Raw genomic sequence first — 23,036 nt, forward strand, 5'->3', positions numbered from 1 at the left:
ATAATCAAAATCCAAACCCTTACAAGCAAAAATTAAAAGTCTAATTCCTATTTCAAATTCTTGTTTAATTTCTCAATACTTTTGCAAAGTGCATTTATTAAATAATCAATATCATTAAAATCATGCGTATAATGAAGACTTATTCTTAAAAATCCAGGTTTTGCATTAAAGTTTTGATTATCAACTAGATTCATCAAATCATGCGCATAAGGACCAGCACACGCACACCCTGCCCTAGTCTCAATCCCAAAATCATCGCTTAAAACCTTAGCTAAATCATAAGGACTTATTCCTAAAGAATTAAGAGAAAAAATCGGAAGCCTATCTTTTACATTCATAGCATAAATAGTGATTTTATATTTAAATTGAACTTTTTTAATAGTATTTAAAAAATATTCTTTTAATTCATTTTCTTTTTCTTTAATCGTTTTTATGCCTATATTATCACGAATTCTAAAAGCTAATTCACTTTTAATCACTTGTAAAATAGCAGGAGTTCCACCCTCTTCAAGGCTTTCAAAATCACTTAAAAACTCATAATTACTTCTACTAACATAGCCAACCGTTCCACCTGCTGCAAAAGTTGGAATACTTCCTATATAATCATTTTTAATAGCTAAAAATCCGCTTGTTCCTACTCCACCAAGCATTTTATGACCTGAGAAAAATAAAGCATCATAAGGTATTTCAATATTTTCATAAGGAATTGCAGCACTTGCATCAATTGCTAAAATAGCTTTATATTTTTTTGCAATTTCGCTAATTTTATTAAGATTTGCTCTAATGCCTGTTATGTTACTTACTGCATTAAAGCTAAAGATTAATTTTCTATGAGAGTTTTTTTTACAAATTCGCTCTAATTCGTATAAATCGCTATTAAAGTCTCTTGAATTAAGCCTAATACACTCGCACAAACCCTCTCTAAAACTAAGTTCATTTGAATGATGCTCCATTGCACTTACTATCGCTAATGGTAAAGTGCTTTTATCTATATTTTTAAAATATTTTTCTTTAACTAAAGGCGGCACATAAATACCAAGCAATTCTTGAAATTTTTTAATAGCAGCACTAGAGCCACTCCCACAAGCAATCAAGCTATAATCCTTGCTAAGCCCTAAACTTTGTTTTATATAGTTTTTTGCGTCTTTATAATATTTGCTTGTAAGCTTAGAATTCTTAGCGCTATCTGAGTGAGTGTTTGCGTAAGTTTTTAAAATATTTTGCATTTTAAGTTCAATTGATTTTAAAGCTAAAGCACTTGCAGTATAATCAAAATATTTGGTATTTTCATCTAAAATTATGTCGCTTTTTAGCTCTTCTATTTGCATTTTTGCCCTTTGTAAAAATTAATAAAGTAAAATTAGCACAAAAAAATTAAGGGGTAGTTATAGAATTTTTAGACTTTTGCAAAAGGTATCCGTATTTATATCCTAATGAAGCTTTAGAGTTTTATGCTGTTTTTGATGATAAGGAATTTAAACCTAGCTTAAATGATATTAATTATTATATAAAAGAGCTAATTAACTCATACGACCCTAATGAATTTAGCGTAAATGATAGTGAATGCAAAGCCTTAATCCACTATGCAAAAAATTCTCGCCTTGAGTTTTCTATAAACAAATACCAAAGTAGATTTAAAGCTAGAAAAAGCTTTCATTCTCTTATAAATCGTGGATTTTTAACAATAGAACTTAATAATAATTTATTATTTTTTAAAGGCTATTACGCACAAAATAAAGTAATCTTTAATTCAAACTATGCAAGATTTTATTTTTATTTTTTAAAATCACTTGAAAAAATTATTCTAAAAGATAAAGATTTAGCATTTTCTATAATTTCAAATAATTTTAATAATTACTTATCATATATTTACGAGCAAATCGCTAAACAATGGTGCGAAAAAAACTTTAATATAAAAGGCATTAAAAGCATTTGGGGTAAAGACTATGAATGTGATATTTTTTATAATAATTATGAATTAAGCTTATTAGGAGAAGTTAAATTTAAAGGCAAAAAAATGTGCCTTAGCTCATATTCAAGATTATTGCAAAAAGCAAAATATTTAGGATTTGAGCCTGATTATTTCGTGCTTTTTTCTCAAAGTGGCTTTAGCAATAAACTTCTTAGCCTAAATGATAAGAGATTAATATTAGCAAATCACGAAAGCTTTTTTAAGTCTTGAGCTAGTTTTAAACATTCATCAAGAGTTGGATAAGCTGGAATAACTGAATTTATTTTTAAATCACTTAAAGCTTTTTGAGTGCTTTTACCAATTGCTATTATATTTTTTGGAAAAAAATCATAAAAATAAGCAAAATCTCTAACCCCAGAAGGCGCTAAAAAAATCAAAATATCATCTTCTTTAATCTCTTCATTAAAAGGCATAAAATCATTACCTAAAGGCTCTTTTAATCTATGATTTAAATACGATACAACGCATCTTAAATCAATGTTATTTTTATACAAAAACTCATCTAAATCGCTAATAATTTGCAAAGCCTTAAAATAAACACATTTTTCACTTTTAAGCAAAGGTAAAATCTCGTATTTAAACTCACTTGCGTGTGCAGTGCTGCCTGTATAAAATACATTTAAACCAATTTCGTTTAAATAATTTGTAGTCGCACTGCCTATGCTAAAAATCTTTTTATTTTTTAAATTAATATTATTAATTTCACAAGCTTTTACAGCATTTTTGCTTGTAAATATAGCTACACTAAAATCATCATTTATACTAAATTCATTAAAAATAATTTCATTTACAAAAATACTTTTAATATTACTTTCATTTTTTAAGCCAACTACATAAATCATTCAAAGAATAAATCCTTTTCTAATTTACATAATAATAAAGCACAAGCATAAGAGCATTGCTCTTGCATATAAATTCTATCACCTTTTAGCTCTAATCTTTCATGTAAAATTAGCCCCGTATCACTAATAGCACTTATATAAACAACACCGCTTTTAGTTCCTAAATCATCATTTGCACCTAATACCCCAGTGCAAGATATAGCGTAATTTGCCTTTGTAAGTTTTAAAACCCCATTAGCCATTGCTAAAGAACAATTTTGAGAATATACAGCACCATTTTCTAAATAAAAATCATCTACATTAAGCCAAGCTTTTTTGCTCTTATTTGAATAAGTTACCACACTTCCTTCATACACTTCACTAGCACCATCAATCTTAGTAAAATTGCTTGCTATCATTCCACCGGTACAGCTTTCTGCAAGGCTAAATTTTTTATTATTTTCTTTTAACTTTGTGATTATATGTTTATAAATATTGTTTGTAAAAAGTATTTTTTTAGGAAATAACGATTTGATTGAATTTAAAAACCCTACTTCATCAGAATATTCATTAGTAGTAACTTTTACATACAATAAATTATCCAAAATTGAAAATATATTAAGATTTACCCCATAAGGTTTAACGCTAGTATTTAATAAAATTTCAGCACTTTCTAAGTCCAAATCACTTATTAAAAAATCATAATTTGCTTTTGCTGTATGTAAAATCTCAGGCAAATAAAAAGCACTAGCCTTTAAAACATTAATTGAAATACCATTTAAATCAATTAAAACTGAGTTTTTTTGATAAACCTTAGTATCAGCTACAATAAATTCATCATCAACTAAAAATAATTCACATTCTTTTAAGGTTGCAAGTATTTTATTAATCATTGAAAAAGAATGCTCATCTGCAATTATTGTGATTAATTCATATTTTTTTGCATCAATTTCTAAAAGCGTGTTTAGTTTAGAATCATCATCATTTAATTTTATTATTGAATTAGTTATTAAATTCTTTTCTTGTAGTTTTCTATCCACAAAATTGCAAAATGAATTATTAAAACTCAAATCTTTTGTAAAATATATTAATAAATGTTTCATTTCTTATCCTTTTATTTAAAAAAGTATAGCAAAATAAGTGCATTTTAACAATCAAAAATTATTACAAGGGCACATTATGGATTATAAAGATACATTATTATTACCTAATACCACTTTTGAGATGAGAGCAAATCTTTATGAAAATGAAAAGAAGAGTTTTGAAAAATTTTCATCATTTGCATATCAGCAATTAAGAGATAAAAAAGCTCCGAAGTTTGTTTTACACGACGGACCTCCTTATGCTAACGGACATTTACATATAGGTCATGCTTTAAATAAAATCTTAAAAGATACTATTAATAAAACTAGATATTTTTTAGCAAATAATTCTATTAGCTATACTCCGGGTTGGGATTGCCATGGTTTGCCTATTGAACAACAAGTTGAAATTAAATTAAAGGATAAAAATCCAACTATAAAAGAAATTCATGACGCATGCACCGATCATGCTAATGAATTTATCGCTATTCAAAAGAAAGAATTTCAAGATTTAGGAATTATAGGAGATTTTGAAAAGCCTTATCTTACAATGGATTTTAAGTTTGAAGCAAATATTTATAAAACACTTTTAGAAGTAGCAAAAAACGGACTTTTAATTCAAAGAAGTAAGCCTGTTTATTGGAGTTGGGCTGCTAAGAGTGCTTTAGCTGAAGCTGAAGTTGAGTATGAAGATAAAGAAGATTATTCAATTTTCGTAGCATTTGCACTAAATGATGATGCTAAAGAAAAATTAAAATCACTTGGAGCAAGTGAAAGCGTTTTAAATAATGCAAGAGCTGTTATTTGGACTACTACTCCTTGGACGCTACCAGCAAATAAAGCAATAGCTTTAAATAAAGATGAGCTTTATGTATTAGGCGAAAATGGTCTTATCGTAGCTAAGAAAAGATTAGATGATTTAGCTGATTTTGAAATTAAACCTGTATTAGAATTTAAAGGAGATTTCTTAGAAAATACTTTCGCATTAAATCCACTAAACAATAATAAATCACAATTCATTACAGGCGATCATGTTTTAATGGATGGTGGTAGTGGTCTTGTTCATACTGCACCAGGACACGGAGAAGATGATTATTATGCTTGTCTTAGATATGGAATAGAAGTTGAAATGCCTGTTGGCGATGATGGTTGTTATGATGAAAATATTAAAAGATTAGTTCCAAATAAACCTGAATTACTTGGAATGCATGTATTTAAAGCAAATGAAGTAATACTTGAATTATTAGGCGAAAACCTAATAAAAAGCTCAAAATTCATTCACTCATATCCATTTTGCTGGAGAACTCACAAGCCTATAATTTATAGAGCTACAAAGCAATTTTTCATAGCTATGGATAAAGAATTTTACAATGGTATGACTTTAAGAGAATTAGCTTTAAAATCTTTAGATGATGTTAATTTTTACCCAAAAGCAGGAAAAAATAGAATCGGAACAATGGTTGCAAATCGCCCTGATTGGTGTATTTCAAGACAACGCTCTTGGGGTGTGCCTTTGGCTTTCTTTAATGATAAGTCAGGGAATTTGATTATGGATTTTGAACTTTACAAACACCTTGCAAGTATATTTGAAAAAGAAGGCGTAAGAGTTTGGTGGCAAAAAGAAATAAAAGACTTATTACCTGCTAATTCAAAATATAAAGCAGATGAATTAGAAAAAGTTACCGATATTTTAGATGTTTGGTTTGATAGTGGTTCTACATTTAATGCTGTTTTAGCTAGTGGAAATTACGATATTAAAACAACTCAAGCTGATATGTATTTAGAAGGAAGCGACCAACATCGTGGATGGTTTCAAAGCTCATTATTACTAAGTGTAATTTTAAACAAACAAGCACCTTATAAAGCAGTTTTAACTCATGGATTTACCGTAGATGAAAAAGGTAGAAAAATGAGTAAGAGTTTAGGCAATGTTATAGCACCTGAACAAATTGCGAAAAATTATGGCTTAGAAATCTTTAGGCTTTACATTACATTATGCGATTATTCAACTGATGTTAAATTAGGAGAAAGCATACTAAAACAAACTAGCGAGCAGTATAGAAAAATAAGAAATACAATAAGATTTTTATTAGCAAATACAAGTGAATTAAAAGCTTATAATTATGATTTTAGCGAACTTGATAAGATGATTTTAAACAAAGCTTATAATGTATTTGAACTTTATAAAAAATCTTTCTTAGAATATGATTTTGCTAAGGGTATGAATGCACTTTGCACTTTCTTAAGTGCTGATTTAAGTGGCGTTTATCTTGATGTTTGCAAAGATAGCTTATATTGCGATGCAAAAGATGATAGTAAAAGAACTGCATCAATTACAGCAATGGCTTTAATACTTAAAAAATTATTAGTTTTATTAGCACCTGTTTTAACTCATACTACAAACGAAGCTTGCGAACACGCAAATAAGTTTATAGTGGGAAATATTAGAAGTATTTTTGATTTAGAAGACTTTGATTTAAAAGCTTTCATAAAAGAAAGTAAATATGATTATGAATACTTATTAAAAACTCGTGTTAAGTTTTATGAACAAATTGATGTTCTTAAAAAAGAAAAAGTTATAAAAAGCACATTAGAACTTAACTTATCAACCGATGATGAAACTATTTTAGACTTTAAAGATGCAGCTGATTTTTATTCTTTAAGCAAGATAGAAAGCTTAAATAATGATGAAACATTGGCAAGTTTTGAGCTAGATGGCAAAAAATACAAAATCACAAAATCAAGTATGCATAAATGCCCTAGATGTTGGAAATTTTTAAGCACTAGCGATGATAGTTTATGTCCTAGATGTGAAAAGGTTTTAAAATGAGCGAACCTGTTAGCTTTGAGCTAATAGCTAGCACAATTATAGTTCTTGCTATAATTTGTGCTATTGGAGTAATTTTAGTAAATAAAGGAAAGAAATGATAACTTTAGAACAAGCTTTAAAATTAAGCGATAATGAATTAATAGAATTAAAAAAAGAATTAAATAAATTAGCTTTAGAAAATAAGCATTTAGGAGCTTATGTAGAGCAATTAATAAACACTCCTTTAGATGATGTTGATTATTTAGGTGTGCCTGTTGCTATTAAAGACAATATTCAAGTAAAGGGCTGGAGTGTTACAAATGGCTCAAAAATTATGCAAGGGTATGTTGCACCTTATGATGCTAGTGTAATTACTAATATGAAAAACAAAGGCTTTGCACCATTTGGAAGATGTAATATGGATGAGTTTGCTATGGGAAATACTACTAAAAGTAGCTATTATGGCAAGACTTTAAATCCGCTTAATAATTCTTTAGTTCCTGGTGGAAGTAGTGGTGGTAGCGCTGCAGTGGTTGGAGCTAAAATCGCTCTTGCCGCACTTGGAAGCGATACAGGTGGAAGCGTTCGCCAACCTGCTGCTTTTTGTGGTTGTGTTGGATTTAAGCCTAGTTATGGAAGAGTTAGTAGATACGGACTTGCTAGTTATTCAAGTAGCTTAGATCAAGTTGGAGTGCTAACTCAAAATGTAAAAGATGCTAGTATTTTATACGATGCAATTGCAGGTCATTGCAAACACGATAGCACAAGCGCTAATGTAGATTTTGTTTCTACATTTGATAAATTAGACGCTAATAAAAAATATAAAATCGCAATTATTAAAAATTATATTGATTCATGCTCAGAAGATATCAAAGCAAAAACCTATGAAGCAATAGAAAAATTAAAAGCTCACGGACATAGCATAAGTGAAGTTAATTTAGCTGATAGCAAATACGATGTAGCGGCTTATTATATAATAGCTTGTGCAGAGGCTAGTGCAAACTTAAGCCGTTATGATGGTATAAGATATGGAAAAAGAGCTGATGATTTTAAAGACTTAAATGAACTTTATGTAAATACTAGAAGCGAAGGCTTTGGCTTTGAAGTTCGCAAAAGAATACTTCTTGGAACTTTCGTTTTATCAAGTGGCTACATAGATGCTTATTATAAAAAAGCTCAATTGGTAAGAGAAGTAATTACTAGAAAATATAACGAAATTTTAAGTGATAATGATTTAATCTTAATGCCAGTTAGCCCAACATTACCAAAAACTTTTGATGCAAAAAGCACTTCAGTTGAAAGCTATTTAGAAGATATTTTCACAATTTCGGTAAATCTTGCAAAACTAGCAGGAATTAGCGTTCCGGTAGCAAAAACTGATGATAATTTAAATGTAAGCGTGCAATTAGTAGCAAAAAGATTTGATGAATTAAATCTATTAAATGCTGCATTAAGTCTTGAAAACGCTGTTAAATAATTAATCTTATTTCCTAATTCAAATTCCTTAAAAATTATTAGAATTTGAATTAGGAATTTATTTATAAACTAAAATACTTAATTAATAATTTTTCTTAAGCTTAATATAATAAATACCCATCTTATTAACCATTCATTAATCTTAATATATGGTTTTTTCAATATAATTTACTTATTTTTTCATTTAATTTTAGGGGATAAAAATGAATAAAACGATTAAGCTATCATTAGTTGCTTTTATGCTTTTAAGTGCTAATGTTGTAAGTGCTCAAACACAATTAACTAATGATGCAATAATATTAGCTAATGCTCAAGATAATATTAGTGCTGGTAAAAATATAATAAACAATACATATCAAACACCAACCGATATTAACCATACAGGTGGAAATATTACACTAGGTAATGTAGGAGAATTACATAGTATAAATAATATCAATATAAATAGTAATTTTGCAAAAGCTCAATATTGGGTAAGAGGTGATGTGTATTTAAATAATGTAAGCTTTCAAAAACCAAGTGGTGGAAATACTGAGCATAGCTTAATTATTAAAAATAACTCTAATTTAACAATGTTTGGTGGAAGTTTAAACAACATTGCAATAAATTTAGAAACTTCTAGCGGATCAGAATATCAAGATAGTATTATTTTAGATAATGTAAAACTTGATAATGTCAAATATGGTTACAAAACAGACAAATCTGCTAACTTTACCATTTTAAATTCTAATGTTAATAACTCTGATTTTAAACATGAGACTATTTTTATGACTTCTACTTTTAACGGAAATACAACAGGTGGCAGTTTAATCATTCAAGAAAACTCAACAATATTAGGCAATATTCAAGCAAGTAATCTAAATATTTCTGATACTACTGCAACCGGTTCAAAAGATAAAAAAATCAATATTAGTTCAAATGGTTCTAATATGCAATTAAATAATGTAACTTTTAATGATATTAATTTATCATCTGGAGCTCACAGAATAGATTTAAATGGAGAAAATATATTCAATAGACTTTTAGTGCAAAATACAAGCGTAAAAGGCACAGGTCATCATATTACTTTAGGCAATAACACAAGCGCTACATTTAATGATAGTGAATTCATAAACACAGCAATTAATAACTACGCTTGGAAATACAATAATACAACTACTTTTAATAATTCAAAATTTACAAATACCTCAATAGGTTCAGCAAGTGCAGCATCTACTGCTAAAGTATATATTAATGATAGTGTAATTAATAATACCGATACTAAAGCTACTTTAGGTGGTGGTAATATACATATTAAAAACTCTAAAATCCATAGTGATATTACAGGTGGAAATATATTCTTTGATAATCTAAGCACAATACAAGGAACGCTTAGGGGTGGAACTATTCATATAGATAATCATAATTTTAGCAATACACAAAATTTAGTTATTAAATCTGGTGGTATTTACTCAAATGGAATTTTAGATTTAGATGGTATTAAAAATTTTGAAGATAGTGAAACAAACTTAGAATTTGGTGTTGATAATAATGCTACTTTAAATCTAACAAATATGAAGATAGCAAATACAGGAATTCATTCTTATAAATTTAACGATGAAGAGCTAGTTAATAATAGTCTAAATATCAGCAATTCAAATCTAAATGAAGTTGGAATAGGTAATAAAGCATTAGGTGGTTTAACTTATGTGGTAGATAATTTAAGCCTAACAGATACAAACATCAATAACACAACAAAGGCAATAAAAGCTAAGAATATAAAGATAACAGGTGGTAACATAACAGCAACAGAACTAAGAACAATAAATCAAATTTTAATATCACCTTTTTACTGGCATGTAAATAAACTAGATACAAATATTATTATTGATAATGCTACAATAAATGCGAATGTAGAAACAGGGACTTTAACGCTTAAAAATAATTCTATTTTGAATGGAGATATTCAAGGAACAAATAAAGTTATCATTGATAATGCAACTTTAAATGGAAACATTACTAGAAACGATAGAAGTTATTGCTATAAAGATGAAGGCTGTACCGGAGAGATTGAAGATGTTAGCATAACTAATTCTACAATTAAAGGTAATATTAACGAAGTAGGAAATATCACTTTAAGTAATAGTAATTTAGAATCTACTAGTGTAATCGTTAAAAACGATGTTAAGATAGATAATTCAGCTAATATTCAAGGTAGCTTTAAGGTAGGAAATAATTTAACACTTACTAATTCAGCTATTACAGGTGATATTGAAGAAGTAAAGAATTTAAATCTAAATGATTCAAGCATAACTACTAATAAAGTAGTATCAGCAAGCAATGATATAACTATCACTAACACTACCAAGCAAACTAGCTCGGCTAATTTTAGTGCAGGTAATAATTTTACTTCATCTAATACAGAATTTAGTGGAAACATAACTACAAACAATCTTTTAAGCGATAATAATAGTACCTTTAAAGGAGAAGTTGTAGCTGATAGTATTAATGCAGTTGGCTCAACCTTTGATAATACTCTAACCATCACAGGAAATAGCAAAAACAATATCTTAGATAATGCTAAATTAAATCACGGAATTAATGTAAATAACAAAGATGCAAGTTTAAGCATAGTAAATAATTCAACCATATTAGGAAGTATTGTTAATAATGGAATTATTAATGTAGAAGAAGGTAGTGAAGTATCTAAAGAAGTTACAGGAACGGGTGTTTTAAATACTAATTCAGCATTTTATGAAGATAAAGTAGAAATAGGAACTATCGTAGGCTCAAACAATACTTTTAAAGGCGATGTTACCATCACTAATGATGAAGCTAATTTTAGTGTAGATACAAATCACTTCCATGGAGATATTATTGTAAGCAACGGGACTTTAAACGCAAGCACAAACAATGATTTAAACAATATCATCTCAAATAATATCAATTTTAAAAACGAAGATGTTAATACTAAAGATGAAATAAATGCTAAAGTTGTTGAAGTAAAAGATACTCTTCTTATTGAAAACATAAATATAAATACAAGCCAAATTAGCGCAAAACAAGCACAAATAACTAATTCAAATGTAACATCAAAAATCTTTTTAAAAGGTAATGATGATAAGGCAACTAGCGTTTATGATAAAGCAGAAATCACAAGTGGAAACTACACTATAAATAATTCAGCTATTAAAGGTGGAATTAGAGTAGATAGTCTAAGCGTAAATAATTCAAACATAGTAGGACAATTAGCAGTAAATAAACTTAATGCTACTAATTCAACTTTTTATATCACTGGGGGGGGGTATAATACTTCTTTATACGAGCATTTTAGTGGAGCTATCATAGCAAAAGAAGGTGCAAGTGGTGGAAATAATACAATCAATATTTCAAACACAAATATAGGCAAACTAATTAATGGCTATGTTCCAGTAGCAATCATAAACAACAAAGCACCTAATGCTAGTAGAGCTGACATGCTTGCAGCAAGTCCTAAAATAGTAGAACAAGAATTTTTTAAAGTAACTTACACAACTCCTATTTCAACAATCTTTTTATCACCTAGCGTAGTTCATTATAATAAAATTGATGATGGAACAAGTATTAAAGAGATTTGGAGCGTTGGGCTTGCGGGCAAAGAACTTAGCGAAAGCGAAGTAATAGATATTATCAATGGCAAAGGAAACGCAAATTATTCTACTACCCAAGCAGTAGATAAAAATTATAAAGATTATATTATGAGCGAAGTATTTGATAATGCAACAAAAAAAGAACTAAATAGCATTATTTATAATCCTTATTTCGTAGCAAAGAACAATTTAGATATTTTAAATGATAGATATACTTATCTAAGAACTGATAATAAAAATCATGGTTTTTGGTTAGACAATAATTATTCATATAATCTTTATAATGATATTAAACTAAGAAATAAAGGTATAAGTGTAGGAATTGATAATTTTATTGACTTAGATAAATTAAGCGTAAGTTATGGAGCATTTACAAATGCTTCAAGACTTAGTTTAGATAATGCTAAAATAGATACTAAGCTAATCGGAGCTTATGCTAGTACTAATTTTTATAATGGAGTATTGATTGATTATTCTTTAGCTTATGCAAGTCTTAAACATAAATTTGATGCTAAAAAACTTGAGTTTAATAACACTTACTACACTAATTTATGGCAAGCAAGCATAAAAGCAGGACATAGATTAGGAACTACAAGCTATATAGAGCCAAGTTTAGAAATCAATGCTACTAGATTTCAAAAACATAATGTAAAAACAAAAAATGTGCAAATCACAGCAAATCAAGGAACATTAGTAAGCTTAAAAACAGGCATAAAAGCAGGAGTTGATTTAAACAAAAACTTTAGCTTAAAAACTGAATTAGCTTATTATAATGATTTAAATAAATCTCCTAAAGCTAATGTTGTTTCTATGCTTGAGAGTGATTTTAGTGGCATTAGAGATTATGGTTTAAATGCTAAATTAGGCTTATTAGTAAAACCTAGCAATAAACTTGATATTAATGCTGATATTGCCAAAAAGATTTCACTTACAAATGAATCAAACTATAAAGTAAATTTAGGCTTTAATTATAAGTTTTAGTAATTACTCTTTTTAGAGTAATTACTCTTAAGATTTTTAATCTATTAACTATAAAAAAATTAGACTTTTTATCTTGCTAAGGCTATTCAAAAATTCTAAGAAAAATTTAAAAGAATTTGAAATAGGAAATATAAAGTAATTTTGCAGAGCAAAATTACAATAAAGATGTGGAAAATTGCCGTTAAAAAATCCATCGAGTTGCGAAGCGATAGCGTAGCAGGTTATGGATTTTAGGCAATTTTTCCCTGCAGTGGCGTTGTCAGGATGGGGGATGGGGTTTTAGGGGAATGGGTAAGGAACGACTTCGCAATTTAAGTCCTTACCCCTTCCCCTAAGAAAAGAATTATAAAAACTACAAAAAAATCTTTTTTAACAAACGAAATTCCGAATTCAAATTCCTTTTGAATTTACTTAGAAATTACATTGAAAATTAAAGAAAAATGAAATTCCTATTTCAAATTCTTAAAACTCTAACCACTTTTAAGACTATTCCTAATTCTTAAAGTTAAAGCCTAAGAGTTAAGGATTTGTGAATAAATTTGCTTATTGTAAAATTTTTTAAGCTACAAAGATGAATATTTATTCTTAAGATTAAAGGAATATAAAATAAGATTTTTAAAACTTAATTTCCGAATTCAAATTCCTTTTAAATTCGCTTAGAAATTACATTAAATTTTCAAGAATTTGAAATAGGAATTATAAGAGCTATTTCCTATTTCAAAAATTATGAAATAGGAAAATAAAATTACTTGATTTCTACGCTTTCTATAATATCGCCTTGGCGGATACTATCTAGCACTTTTAAACTCTCATCATCATTAATTTGACCAAAAATAGTATGAACTCCATCTAAATGTGGTTGAGCTGAATGGCAAATGAAAAATTGAGAACCACCAGTATTAGGACCAGCGTGAGCCATTGATAAAGTTCCTCTTAAATGTTTATGCTCTTGATTTTTGCATTCACATTTGATATTCCAGCCTGGACCTCCAGTGCCTGTTCCATTTGGGCAACCACCTTGGATTACAAAATTAGGAATTACTCTATGAAACTTAAGTCCATTATAAAAACCACTTTTTACTAAATGAGTAAAGTTTAGCGTTGCTTGTGGGCTATCTTTAAATAATGTAAGTTTCATTTCGCCTTTATTTGTCTTAATTATAGCTTCATTAATATTTTCTAAATCTGCTAAATTTTCATATACTTTTAACATATTAATCCTTATTCTATATTTGTATAAACAGCTTGAACATCATCATCATCTTCAAGCTTATCAAGTAATTTTTCAAGCTCAGTAATTTGCTCTTCACTAAGGCTAATCGGATTATTTGGAATATACTCAAGCTTACCGCTAACAAGCTCTAATTTTAGCTCATCTATGCCTGTGCTAAGTTCTTTAAAGCTATCATAAGCTCCGATAATTCTTATATTTTCGCCTTCATCTTCTAATTCTTCTAAACCAAAATCAATAAGACTTAATTCTAATTCTTCTAAATCAAGTTCAGGTTTTTTGCATATAAAAACACTCTTTCTTGAAAATAAAAACTCCAAGCTTCCATTTACAAGTGGAGTTGCTCCGTTTTTATTAAAAATCGCTTTAATATTTGCAGCAGTTCTGTTTGTATTATCAGTAGCAACCTCAACTATTATTTGAACTCCATAATTTGCTTTTGCTTCATAATGAAGACTTTTAATATCATTGCCATCTTTTCCCGCTGCTCTTTTTATTGCCGCATCGATATTGTCTTTTGGCATATTTTGAGCTTTTGCAGTTGCAATTGCTGTGCGAAGTTTTGCATTCATTTCAGGGTCAATTCCGCCCTCTTTAGCAGCTACTTCAATAGCTTTAGCAAGTTTTGGAAATATCTTACTCATCTTATCCCAGCGAGCTTCTTTTGACGCTCGTCTGTATTCAAACGCTCTTCCCATTCTTTACCTCTTAATATTAAAATAAAGCCTTGATTTTACAAAAACAAGGATAACTAATGATTAGACCTGCTAGAATGAGTGATTATAAAGCTTGTGAGATTTTAGACCTTGCTATGTCCGAATTTAGCGAAAACTTTTTTAATGAGCGAAACTATCATAAAAAAATTGAAAAATTTTATGAATTCTTTGGCAAAGAAAACACTAGATTTTGCTTAGAAAATCTATTTGTCTATGAAAAAGATAATAAAATAATAGCAATTTGCTGTGCTTATGGCGATAACGAATACAATGATGATGCTTTAAAAGAGTTTTTAAAACAAAATAATTCAAATTATGAAATTATTAAAGAATGTGATACAAATGAATTTTATCTTGATAGCATTGCAGTTTTGCCTGAATATAGGGGTCGTGGGATACTTAAAGAATTTATAAATTACTTAGAAATTATTGCTAAAAACAAAAACTATAAAGTGATTTCTTTAATTACTAAAACTCCTAAAGTCTATGAAAAATATGGCTTTTATATAATTAAAGAATGCGAAGATTTTAAAACTTATTTTAAAATGTTAAAAGAAATTTGAATAAATAAGCTTACAAATCGTGCAAAAAACAATGAATATAAATGCCTTTCTAACCAAATTAACATTAATTTTTAAAAGGCATTTACCACCTAAATAAGCTCCTATTATTCCACCTATTCCCATGATAAGCCCTAATTTAATCAAGATTTCATAAAAACACAAAAAGAAAAGCAAAGAACAAACATTGCTAGTAGTATTTAATACTTTTGTATTAATTGAAGCTTGTTTTAGATTAAATCCAAGTAAGGTTGTAAATGCAAGTATCCAAAACGAACCAGTTCCAGGACCTATAAAACCATCATAAAATCCTAAAACTATCCCAAAAATAATTAAAAAGCTTGTAGTAGTTAAAACAGCCTTTTTATTAATTGCACCTAAATTTGGCTTAAAAATAGTGTATAAAAAAACTAAAATAAGTATAGCTAGAATTAAAGGCATTATTTTTTCATTTGAAATTAAAAGTAAAGTATAGCTACCTATGATAGAAAAAATTGCCGTTATTAAAATTCCAAGCTTTAATTCTTTAAACTTTATTTCTTTTCTTAGGCTAAAAACAGCCGAAAGTGCTGCCATACTAGCTTGAAGTTTACTAGTTGCTATCGCTAAGCTAGGCGGAACTCCTAAACCCAAAATAACAGGCAAAGTAACAAGCCCACCACCACCTACAATAGCATCAATAAAACCACCAACAAACGAAGCTAAAAAGCCTATAAAATATTCTAAAACACTAAATTCCAAGCTCAAATTCCTAATTCAAATTCCATTAATCTTCTTTAGCTTTTAGGCGTTTTTTTACTGATTTTACTTTATATTTTAAATTATCGTTTCTGCTTTTATGAATATCAAACTTTGCTACTAAATAAACCCTATTTTTATCAATTAATTTATTTGCTTTATTTAGTATTTTTAAAGCACTTTTTAAATCATCAGTCTCAACGCTAGTTCCCATAGCACCTAATTTGTGCTTTATATTTTTCTTGCGTAAATATTCAATTATAGGTGCAATTTCTTCGCTTTTACTATCATCGCTCATTGAAAAAATACAAAAATCCATTGTTACACTCATTTTATCTCCTTTATAAATTTAATTATTTCTTCATTTTTTGCTCTTGTGGTTCTAAAACTATTTACCACATCATCGCTTTTTTTACCTATTGCAATAGCGCAAATTATAAGCCCATCTACTCCATTTGCTCTAATAGCATCGCAATACTCTGTAACACTACCTAAAACGCAAGTATCATAGCCTAAAGAAGTCGCTGCATTTAAAAAATTAGCCAAAAATATCCCAGCATCAAGCAAAGAACCTTCATTTAAACCTTTATCAATGTGTAAAATTGCAAGATTTTTTGCATTAAAAAATTTATAATTTTTATGCCATTGCTCTAAGCGTTTTTGTTTATCATCACGCTTAATACCAAGTGCTTCATAAAGCCTAAGTCCGGTTTCAAATCTTCTGCTTTTATAAGGCTCAAACCAAGTATTAGGATATAATTTCACATCTTGACTTTTTAAACCATTATTAAGCGCAAAAAACAAATCATCACTAAGTTTTGCAAGTGCATTACCACTAAAAAAGCTTAATTTTGCAGGCTGCATATTCGTTGCACTTAGGCTTAATTTTGCTAATTCAACTATTTTTATAAGCTCATCTTCGCTTAATTCATAATCAATAAAATCTCTACAAGAAAATCTTTTTTCTAAACACTCTTTAAAAATCACAAGAACCTCCCTAAAACAAGCGTAACTGCAAAATATACTAAAATTAAAGCCGATAGTATATTTATAATTCTTAATACCTTAACGCTAAAAAAGTCAGTATATTTATAAACAAAAAACGAAAGAGAAAAAATCCAAATAAATATGCTAAAACTAAGTCCTATAAATAAATAAAAAGGATTTTGTTTAGTGCTTAGTAGGCTAGCTATACTTAGCCAAAATGTTATTACATAAGGATTTGCAAGATTTATAAAAAATCCTTTAATAAAATTAAGAAAAACATTAGTTTTTTCTAAATTGTTTTTTATATCTATATTTTTTACAGGTTTTAGCATTAAATAAGCTAGATAAATTAAAAATAAGCTTCCAAATACACTTAAAATATCTAAAAATAAATCGTTTTTAATAAATTCTAAAACACCAAAACTAAGAATAAAAAGATAAAGCAAATCAGCTACAAATGCACCTAAACCTAAAGAAAATGCGTTTTTGAAAGATTTTAAAGCATAACTTAAAATGAGAATATTAACAGGGCCAAAAGGAACGCAAACCCCAAGCCCTAATAATATTCCATCAAATAATTCATTCATCGCTAGCTAAACTAAGTCCTACTTTGCCGTCTTTAATTTCGCTTACGATTACTTCTAATGTATCGCCTTCATTAAAGCTCTTGCCTTTGATTTTGTTAGAATGTAAAAGTCCATCAACACCATCTTGTAACGTTACAAATACGCCAAAATTAGCTATTTTTTTAACAACTCCATTAAGCTTAGTTCCTATTTCAAATTCTATTTTAGCAGCTTGCTTTTTGCCCTTTGATTTTGGCTTTAAAACTTCGTTTAATATATATTCTTTAGCAGCTTTTACTTCTTGACCACTGATTTTTACTTCGTTTTTATCTCTATCTAAATCTATGCTAACGCCGTATTTTTCAATGATTTCTTTTATAGTTTTTCCGCCTTGACCGATGATTTCTGGAATATCGTTTGCACTTACGCTAAAAATCTCAAGTTTTGGCAATACATCTTCATTAATTACTATATTTTTATTAGCTTCTTCCATTAGATTTAGGATATGTAATCTTCCTTTTCTAGCAGCTTCAAGTGCTTCGGTTAAAATCTTTGTACTTACTCCACCAAGCTTAATATCCATTTGCATTGCTGTAATTCCATCAGCACTTCCAGCTACTTTAAAATCCATATCTCCATCATGATCTTCAAGTCCCATAATATCGGTTAATACTGCATATTCATCACCTTCAATAATAAGACCCATTGCAACTCCAGCTACAAGTTTTTTGCTAGGAACTGCTGCGGCTCTTAATGCAAGTGAGCCACCGCAAACACTTGCCATTGAGCTACTTCCGTTACTTTCTAAGATTTCTGAAACTAATCTAATTGTATGAGCGTAATCTTTGCTAACTGATGAGCTTAAGGCTCTTTTTGCTAAATTACCATGACCTAATTCTCTTCTTGAAGGTGCTTTTAAAGCACTTGCTTCGCCTACGCAAAATCCTGGGAAATTGTAATTAAACATAAACTTATCATAAGTAGTGCTTTTGTTAGTTAGCATTTCAATTGCTTGTGCGTCGTTATCACTACCTAAAGTACAAACCACTAAAGCTTGAGTTTGACCTCTTGTAAATAGACAAGAACCATGAGCATTTGGTAATATATTTGTTAAAATACTAATAGGACGAACCTCATCTAAAGCTCTTCCATCAGCTCTTCTTTTCTCAGTTAAAATCTGTTTTCTTACTATGTGTTTTTTAAGGCGATTTAATTCATAATCAAGCTCAGCCTCGCTCCACTCATTATTAATAAATGCCTCATCTTGAGCAACTTTTAAAGCTATTGCTTTAAGCTCGCTTGCACGCTCACTCTTTGCCATTTTATTAATAGCATTTTTTACTTCATCTAAGTAATTTTGCTCTAAATATTCATATACAGCTAAATTTTCACTATCTGCTTTATAGTTAAATACAAAAGTTTTTTTATACTCTTTAAATGTGTTATAAAAATCATTACTAATGCTTAAAATATTGCTTTTTGCAAATTCAAGTGCTTCTAATAATTCAGCTTCACTCATCTCATTCATTGAATTATTAGTTTCGTTTGCTTTCATCTCTATCATTAATAATTCATCTTTAAGCCCACTTACAAATAAATCAAGGCTTGAAAGCTCTAAAGAATTTGAATCAGGATTTAGAACAAAGCCATTTTCATCTTTTGCAACCCTTACACCAACTGCAGGATAAGATATTTCAATATCACTTAAAAATAAAGCCGCACTAGCTGCATAAAGTGCAAGTGGTTGAATATCTACATTTGCTTCAGCTGAAAGCAGCATTACTACAATATGAGTTGGGTGTAAATAACCTTTTGGAAAAAGTGGTCTTAGGGTTCTATCAATTATTCTTGAAGTTAGAGTTTCATAATCGCTTGGTTTTGTTTCCCTTTTTACAAAGCCACCTGGGATTTTGCCTGCTGCATAAGTTTTTTCAACATAGCTAACTGTTAAAGGTAAAAAATCTTCACTAACAACATCATCTTCTCTAGCAACGCTAGCAAGCATAACAGTTTTTCCACAGGTCATTAATACACTTGCGTTTGCTTGTTTTGCAACTAAATCTAAATCAAATACTAATTCTTTATCATTTATTTTAATTATTTTTTTCATTAATCTCCTTTTGATACGGCAAATAATAATTGCTCATCTCTAAAATTTCACACGCATATTCACTTGAAATATCAAGCGATTGCTTATAGTAATAATCCTTATCTATAAAATGCTCAATTTTTTCCAAATAATATACTTTATCAAATAAATCCACATAATATTCATAAGAACTAGACGCTATTAAAGCGCTTGCGTATTTTATACTTCTTACTCCAAGACCTAACAAGCTTTTATGACAAACATTAATAGTAAGTCCGCTGTTTGAGCCTTGATCTAGTAATAAAATATCCTTTCCTGCAAGATTGCTAAGCGGTAAGGATTTTCTAAATTTCGCAATTTTTGCCATAATCGCTTCATCATAAAGCAGAGTACTCATTGATAAAATATAATCTTGACTTATCGAAAATGCTTCAATTAATTCTTGAATATAAACTATATCTCTTGTTTCGCTAATTTTTGCTATTTGACATTCATTATTTGGAGCATATATGCCTTTGTTAAAAAGCATATCATAATATAAATTAAGTTCATTTGCAATAGTTTCTATAAAAGGAATATTCTTAATACTATTACCTATAATTATGTGGCCTTCTAATTCCTTGTGCTTTAATAATTTTTCACTAAATTTATTAGCTGCTTGCAAAGGATTATCAAAAATCATAACTTTCATCTCCTTTTAAAGAAAAATTATATTTAACCCCACCGATAGGATAAAGATTAAATTTCAAATACACTCCCCTATCTCTTACTGACTTTACTCCGTTTTGGGTTAATTTTGCGCTTGTGCTTTCTTTAAATTCTAAAGAGTAATTAATACAGCGTTTTTTATGAGTAAAACCTATGCTGTAATTTTCAAATTTTTTATTATTTAGATTAAACCAAGCTTGAGAATAAATGGTATTGTTTGTTATAAATTCATATTGAAATTTACTTGTTAAAAATCTATCATAAGGCCTATTATTAACTAAAATTTCATTAATTTTATTGTAATAAAAACCAGAACTTATCTTAAATGGATTACTTACATAAACACCTTCTAAGAAAAATCTATCAAAACTAGAATTTTTGAATGAATATTCTGTTGTATTATTTAAATAAAAATTATTATTAAAATAATACTTGATTTGATTATTTAGTATATTAAACTTAGCATCTTCTGTTCTTAAGCTTAAGCTATGTTTTAGTTTTTTGTTTTCATTTTCAAAAAGTATTTGAGATAATTCAATATTAAAAGTTAAATCATCGTAAGTATTAGGGATAAAAAACTCATTTTCTATTTCTTTAGAACCAGTTCTAAGACTAGCACCAAAACCAAAATTTATATTATGCAAATAATTATCATATTTTTTAAATAAATTTGTATAAATTGATGCTGTATGAGTTGAATTAAAATTATAATCGTTGTTTTTTTCGTAATTTTTATAAATGTTAATTCCTAATTCAAATTCTTCGCTCAAAACTAAGTTTATATAATCATCAAATAAGCCCTTATTAAATTCAATAGGAACATAAAAATGAAATCTATCTAATGTGCTTCCTTTTCTTCTATAAAAATTACTATAAGTAAAATCAGCCTTGTAATTAATATAATTATTAAAAAGCGAATCATAAAATCTATGATAATGAAGATTTGGTATTTCTTGTAAAGTATAGTCTTGATTAATACTTGAAGTATCTTGATAATACTTAATATAAGCTCCATAATAATCTTTATTGTTTGTATAAAAATAATTTAATTTTGAAGTAATAATCGCATCATCATGATTATCCTGAAAGCTTGATAAATTAAGGTAATCAATATCGCTTAATCTTAAAAAATCTAAATATAATCCTTCTTGATTATTTTCGTTTTCGTTAAAAATCTTATCTCTTTCATAATGAATATTAAAGCCAAAATGTTCATTAAATTTCAAATCTTCTTTTTGTGCATATGTGCTAAATTCTTTAAAATAACCAGCTCCAAAATTACCTTTTGAAAAAGGGCTATCTACAAAGCGAAAATTTGAATATATTCCATAACCCCTATTTGTTCTAATTTGTGGTCTAAGCTCTAAATCCATTCTATGATTTATAGCCCAAAAAAACGGCTGTTCGTAATTGATTGATTCTTTACTTCTAATAGAAAACTTTGGAACTAAAAAGCCAGTTTTTCTACTATCATCAGTATTTATTGCAAAATAAGGCATATAAAAAATAGGAACATTTTTAAATCTTAAAATCATTCCTTTTAAAACTAAATCTTTAGTTTTTACATCGTATCTACCTTCTTTAAAATCTATACTCCATTCTGGATTTTCTACATTACAAGAACTAATTCTTGCATTTTTTACAATGAATTGATTGTCTAAATATTCACTATTTTTACTCTTCATCCATACTTCTATAAAAGAATTGCTTATAAAAAAATCATCAAAATTAGCACAAGAATTGCTTAAATTTATCTTAGCGTAGCTTGATAGTGAAGTTTGGTTATTGTTTATTAAAAAAACATCTCCAAATAATTCTAATTCTTTAGTATCAGGATTATAAACACCACTATTTGCTCTAGCAAAATAGTTCTTTTTAAACATTATTAAATCATCATCTGAAAAAATAAAATTGTTTTTTTTAATTAATTCATTTGATTGGATTTCAACCAACTCAGCGTTTAAGATAAACGAAGTAAATATCAAAAAAGATATTTTTTTAATCAACTTTTATTACCACCGATTTACTTGCTAAATCTGCTAAATGTCTTCTAGTTTTATTAGTAAATACTAATAAAAACAATACTCCATTAAGAAAAATTTCGCAAATCATAAAAACTAAAGCCCTATTTAAAGATTCAAACAAATTAGGAGAATCTAAATGCTCATAATTTACAATTTTTGTTTTTGTAATAAGATTTCCTAAAGTCGCACCATACATATAAAAAAACAATGAAAGATAAAAAAACTTAATCACAATATACATCTTCATAATCTTTAATAAGAAAATATTAATTTGTTCTATATCTTGATTTTGCATAGCGAGTCTAATTTTTTCAATATCATTATCGTTAAAAAAGAATACTATTAAAAAATATATAAGAAGACTGCAAATAATAGTATCAATAAAATGTGCTAAAACTCTTGAATTTAAACTAGCTAATTTTTTATCTTCTTTTTCAAGCTTTTCTAAAATTTCTATATCCATTTAAAAACCCTAAGAAATATCCCCAAACAAGCGTTAAATTTCAAGGTCTTATGAACCTAAAAAATAGTGGAAGAAAAGCATTAAAGGCTGCAATTCACAATTTCTTGCATCACAGACACGGTTGCTTAAACTTAATCACATAAAAAAATCTGTTAGACCGAATATATTAAACCCGCGTTGTCTAGGGTGCTGTAATTTTACACAA

18 protein-coding genes and 1 pseudogene are annotated in these 23,036 nt (G+C 28.2%); 6 read left to right on the forward strand and 13 right to left on the reverse strand.

The window, feature by feature from the left end; genetic code table 11:
• Positions 1 to 47 precede the first annotated feature (47 nt).
• A complete protein-coding gene (locus tag AC1B00_RS02940) occupies positions 48 to 1,328 on the reverse strand; it encodes an aminotransferase class V-fold PLP-dependent enzyme (RefSeq protein ID WP_488848021.1) in 1,281 nt (426 codons plus the stop codon).
• A 413-nt stretch (positions 1,329 to 1,741) separates the two neighbouring features.
• Between AC1B00_RS02940 and AC1B00_RS02945 the strand changes: the two are divergent.
• Both AC1B00_RS02945 and AC1B00_RS02950 read left to right on the forward strand, forming a co-directional pair.
• Positions 1,742 to 1,999, forward strand: a pseudogene (locus AC1B00_RS02945) (DUF234 domain-containing protein); the annotation flags it as partial.
• A gap of 18 nt (positions 2,000 to 2,017) precedes the next feature.
• Positions 2,018 to 2,182 (forward strand): hypothetical protein, encoded by a 165-nt coding sequence (locus AC1B00_RS02950; protein WP_239818204.1) that lies wholly within the window; start codon positions 2,018 to 2,020, stop codon positions 2,180 to 2,182.
• On the opposite strand, the gene AC1B00_RS02955 is transcribed toward AC1B00_RS02950, so the two are convergent.
• Together AC1B00_RS02955 and AC1B00_RS02960 are read right to left on the reverse strand one after the other, a co-directional pair.
• Entirely contained in the window at positions 2,158 to 2,814 is a 657-nt protein-coding gene (locus AC1B00_RS02955; RefSeq protein ID WP_488848022.1) for a uroporphyrinogen-III synthase, read from the reverse strand. The two genes, AC1B00_RS02950 and AC1B00_RS02955, sit on opposite strands and share 25 nt — an antisense overlap.
• A complete protein-coding gene (locus tag AC1B00_RS02960; RefSeq protein ID WP_488848024.1) occupies positions 2,811 to 3,896 on the reverse strand; it encodes a CinA family protein in 1,086 nt (361 codons plus the stop codon). Before AC1B00_RS02960 ends, AC1B00_RS02955 begins: the two co-directional genes overlap by 4 nt.
• 76 nt (positions 3,897 to 3,972) lie before the next feature.
• Here AC1B00_RS02960 and ileS point away from each other — a divergent pair, with 76 nt between their 5' ends.
• The 3 genes from ileS to AC1B00_RS02975 all read left to right on the forward strand — a co-directional run bounded on the left by ileS (position 3,973) and on the right by AC1B00_RS02975 (position 12,749).
• Positions 3,973 to 6,705 carry an isoleucine--tRNA ligase gene (gene ileS / locus AC1B00_RS02965; protein WP_488848025.1) on the forward strand — a complete coding sequence of 911 codons (2,733 nt, stop codon included), beginning with the start codon at positions 3,973 to 3,975 and terminating at the stop codon, positions 6,703 to 6,705.
• A gap of 94 nt (positions 6,706 to 6,799) precedes the next feature.
• Entirely contained in the window at positions 6,800 to 8,161 is a 1,362-nt protein-coding gene (gene gatA, locus AC1B00_RS02970; protein WP_488848027.1) for an Asp-tRNA(Asn)/Glu-tRNA(Gln) amidotransferase subunit GatA, read from the forward strand.
• Positions 8,162 to 8,363: 202 nt separating this feature from the next.
• Positions 8,364 to 12,749: a hypothetical protein gene (locus tag AC1B00_RS02975; RefSeq protein WP_488848028.1), complete on the forward strand. Its 4,386-nt coding sequence runs from the start codon at positions 8,364 to 8,366 to the stop codon at positions 12,747 to 12,749.
• A 745-nt stretch (positions 12,750 to 13,494) separates the two neighbouring features.
• Here the strand turns inward: AC1B00_RS02975 and AC1B00_RS02980 are convergent.
• Positions 13,495 to 13,962: a peptidylprolyl isomerase gene (locus tag AC1B00_RS02980; RefSeq protein WP_336611766.1), complete on the reverse strand. Its 468-nt coding sequence runs from the start codon at positions 13,960 to 13,962 to the stop codon at positions 13,495 to 13,497.
• 8 nt (positions 13,963 to 13,970) lie between these two features.
• The gene (locus tag AC1B00_RS02985) at positions 13,971 to 14,678 is read right to left on the reverse strand and encodes a YebC/PmpR family DNA-binding transcriptional regulator (RefSeq protein ID WP_239818197.1); all 708 of its coding nucleotides are present in this window, start codon (positions 14,676 to 14,678) and stop codon (positions 13,971 to 13,973) included.
• A 56-nt stretch (positions 14,679 to 14,734) separates the two neighbouring features.
• On the opposite strand from AC1B00_RS02985, the gene AC1B00_RS02990 reads away from it, so the two are divergent.
• A complete protein-coding gene (locus tag AC1B00_RS02990) occupies positions 14,735 to 15,259 on the forward strand; it encodes a GNAT family N-acetyltransferase (protein WP_488848030.1) in 525 nt (174 codons plus the stop codon).
• Here AC1B00_RS02990 and AC1B00_RS02995 read toward each other — a convergent pair.
• From AC1B00_RS02995 to AC1B00_RS03030, 8 genes are read right to left on the reverse strand one after another with little or no spacing between them, the layout of a single operon-like run.
• Complete coding sequence (locus AC1B00_RS02995; protein ID WP_239818195.1) at positions 15,245 to 15,997, reverse strand: TSUP family transporter; 753 nt, start codon at positions 15,995 to 15,997, stop codon at positions 15,245 to 15,247. The two genes, AC1B00_RS02990 and AC1B00_RS02995, sit on opposite strands and share 15 nt — an antisense overlap.
• A 25-nt stretch (positions 15,998 to 16,022) precedes the next feature.
• Entirely contained in the window at positions 16,023 to 16,325 is a 303-nt protein-coding gene (locus tag AC1B00_RS03000; protein ID WP_336611764.1) for a thiamine-binding protein, read from the reverse strand.
• Entirely contained in the window at positions 16,322 to 16,981 is a 660-nt protein-coding gene (locus AC1B00_RS03005) for a nitroreductase family protein (RefSeq protein ID WP_488848031.1), read from the reverse strand. Before AC1B00_RS03005 ends, AC1B00_RS03000 begins: the two co-directional genes overlap by 4 nt.
• A complete protein-coding gene (locus AC1B00_RS03010) occupies positions 16,978 to 17,568 on the reverse strand; it encodes a LysE family translocator (RefSeq protein WP_488848032.1) in 591 nt (196 codons plus the stop codon). Before AC1B00_RS03010 ends, AC1B00_RS03005 begins: the two co-directional genes overlap by 4 nt.
• Positions 17,561 to 19,657, reverse strand: coding sequence for a polyribonucleotide nucleotidyltransferase (locus AC1B00_RS03015; RefSeq protein WP_488848033.1), 2,097 nt, complete (start codon positions 19,655 to 19,657; stop codon positions 17,561 to 17,563). The genes AC1B00_RS03010 and AC1B00_RS03015 overlap by 8 nt, the downstream gene beginning before the upstream one ends.
• Positions 19,641 to 20,327, reverse strand: coding sequence for a sodium:proton antiporter (locus tag AC1B00_RS03020; protein WP_336611760.1), 687 nt, complete (start codon positions 20,325 to 20,327; stop codon positions 19,641 to 19,643). Before AC1B00_RS03020 ends, AC1B00_RS03015 begins: the two co-directional genes overlap by 17 nt.
• A complete protein-coding gene (locus tag AC1B00_RS03025) occupies positions 20,308 to 22,350 on the reverse strand; it encodes an LPS-assembly protein LptD (protein WP_488848034.1) in 2,043 nt (680 codons plus the stop codon). Before AC1B00_RS03025 ends, AC1B00_RS03020 begins: the two co-directional genes overlap by 20 nt.
• On the reverse strand, positions 22,343 to 22,831 hold the full coding sequence (locus AC1B00_RS03030; protein ID WP_239818188.1) for an RDD family protein: 489 nt from the start codon (positions 22,829 to 22,831) through the stop codon (positions 22,343 to 22,345). The genes AC1B00_RS03025 and AC1B00_RS03030 overlap by 8 nt, the downstream gene beginning before the upstream one ends.
• Between the last annotated feature and the right edge of the window lie 205 nt (positions 22,832 to 23,036).

The sequence above is a fragment of the Campylobacter sp. DY7 genome (assembly GCF_057802535.1).

Coding starts and splice junctions, on each gene's coding strand:
- AC1B00_RS02975 (WP_488848028.1), top strand. CDS start 8,364: ATGAATAAAACGATTAAGCTATCATTAGTTGCTTTTATGCTTTTAAGT.
- AC1B00_RS03000 (WP_336611764.1), bottom strand. CDS start 16,325: ATGAGTGTAACAATGGATTTTTGTATTTTTTCAATGAGCGATGATAGT.
- AC1B00_RS03020 (WP_336611760.1), bottom strand. CDS start 20,327: ATGAAAGTTATGATTTTTGATAATCCTTTGCAAGCAGCTAATAAATTT.
- AC1B00_RS02955 (WP_488848022.1), bottom strand. CDS start 2,814: ATGATTTATGTAGTTGGCTTAAAAAATGAAAGTAATATTAAAAGTATT.
- AC1B00_RS03015 (WP_488848033.1), bottom strand. CDS start 19,657: ATGAAAAAAATAATTAAAATAAATGATAAAGAATTAGTATTTGATTTA.
- AC1B00_RS02990 (WP_488848030.1), top strand. CDS start 14,735: ATGATTAGACCTGCTAGAATGAGTGATTATAAAGCTTGTGAGATTTTA.
- AC1B00_RS02950 (WP_239818204.1), top strand. CDS start 2,018: ATGTGCCTTAGCTCATATTCAAGATTATTGCAAAAAGCAAAATATTTA.
- AC1B00_RS03030 (WP_239818188.1), bottom strand. CDS start 22,831: ATGGATATAGAAATTTTAGAAAAGCTTGAAAAAGAAGATAAAAAATTA.
- AC1B00_RS02985 (WP_239818197.1), bottom strand. CDS start 14,678: ATGGGAAGAGCGTTTGAATACAGACGAGCGTCAAAAGAAGCTCGCTGG.
- gatA (WP_488848027.1), top strand. CDS start 6,800: ATGATAACTTTAGAACAAGCTTTAAAATTAAGCGATAATGAATTAATA.
- AC1B00_RS03010 (WP_488848032.1), bottom strand. CDS start 17,568: ATGAATGAATTATTTGATGGAATATTATTAGGGCTTGGGGTTTGCGTT.
- AC1B00_RS02940 (WP_488848021.1), bottom strand. CDS start 1,328: ATGCAAATAGAAGAGCTAAAAAGCGACATAATTTTAGATGAAAATACC.
- AC1B00_RS02960 (WP_488848024.1), bottom strand. CDS start 3,896: ATGAAACATTTATTAATATATTTTACAAAAGATTTGAGTTTTAATAAT.
- AC1B00_RS02980 (WP_336611766.1), bottom strand. CDS start 13,962: ATGTTAAAAGTATATGAAAATTTAGCAGATTTAGAAAATATTAATGAA.
- ileS (WP_488848025.1), top strand. CDS start 3,973: ATGGATTATAAAGATACATTATTATTACCTAATACCACTTTTGAGATG.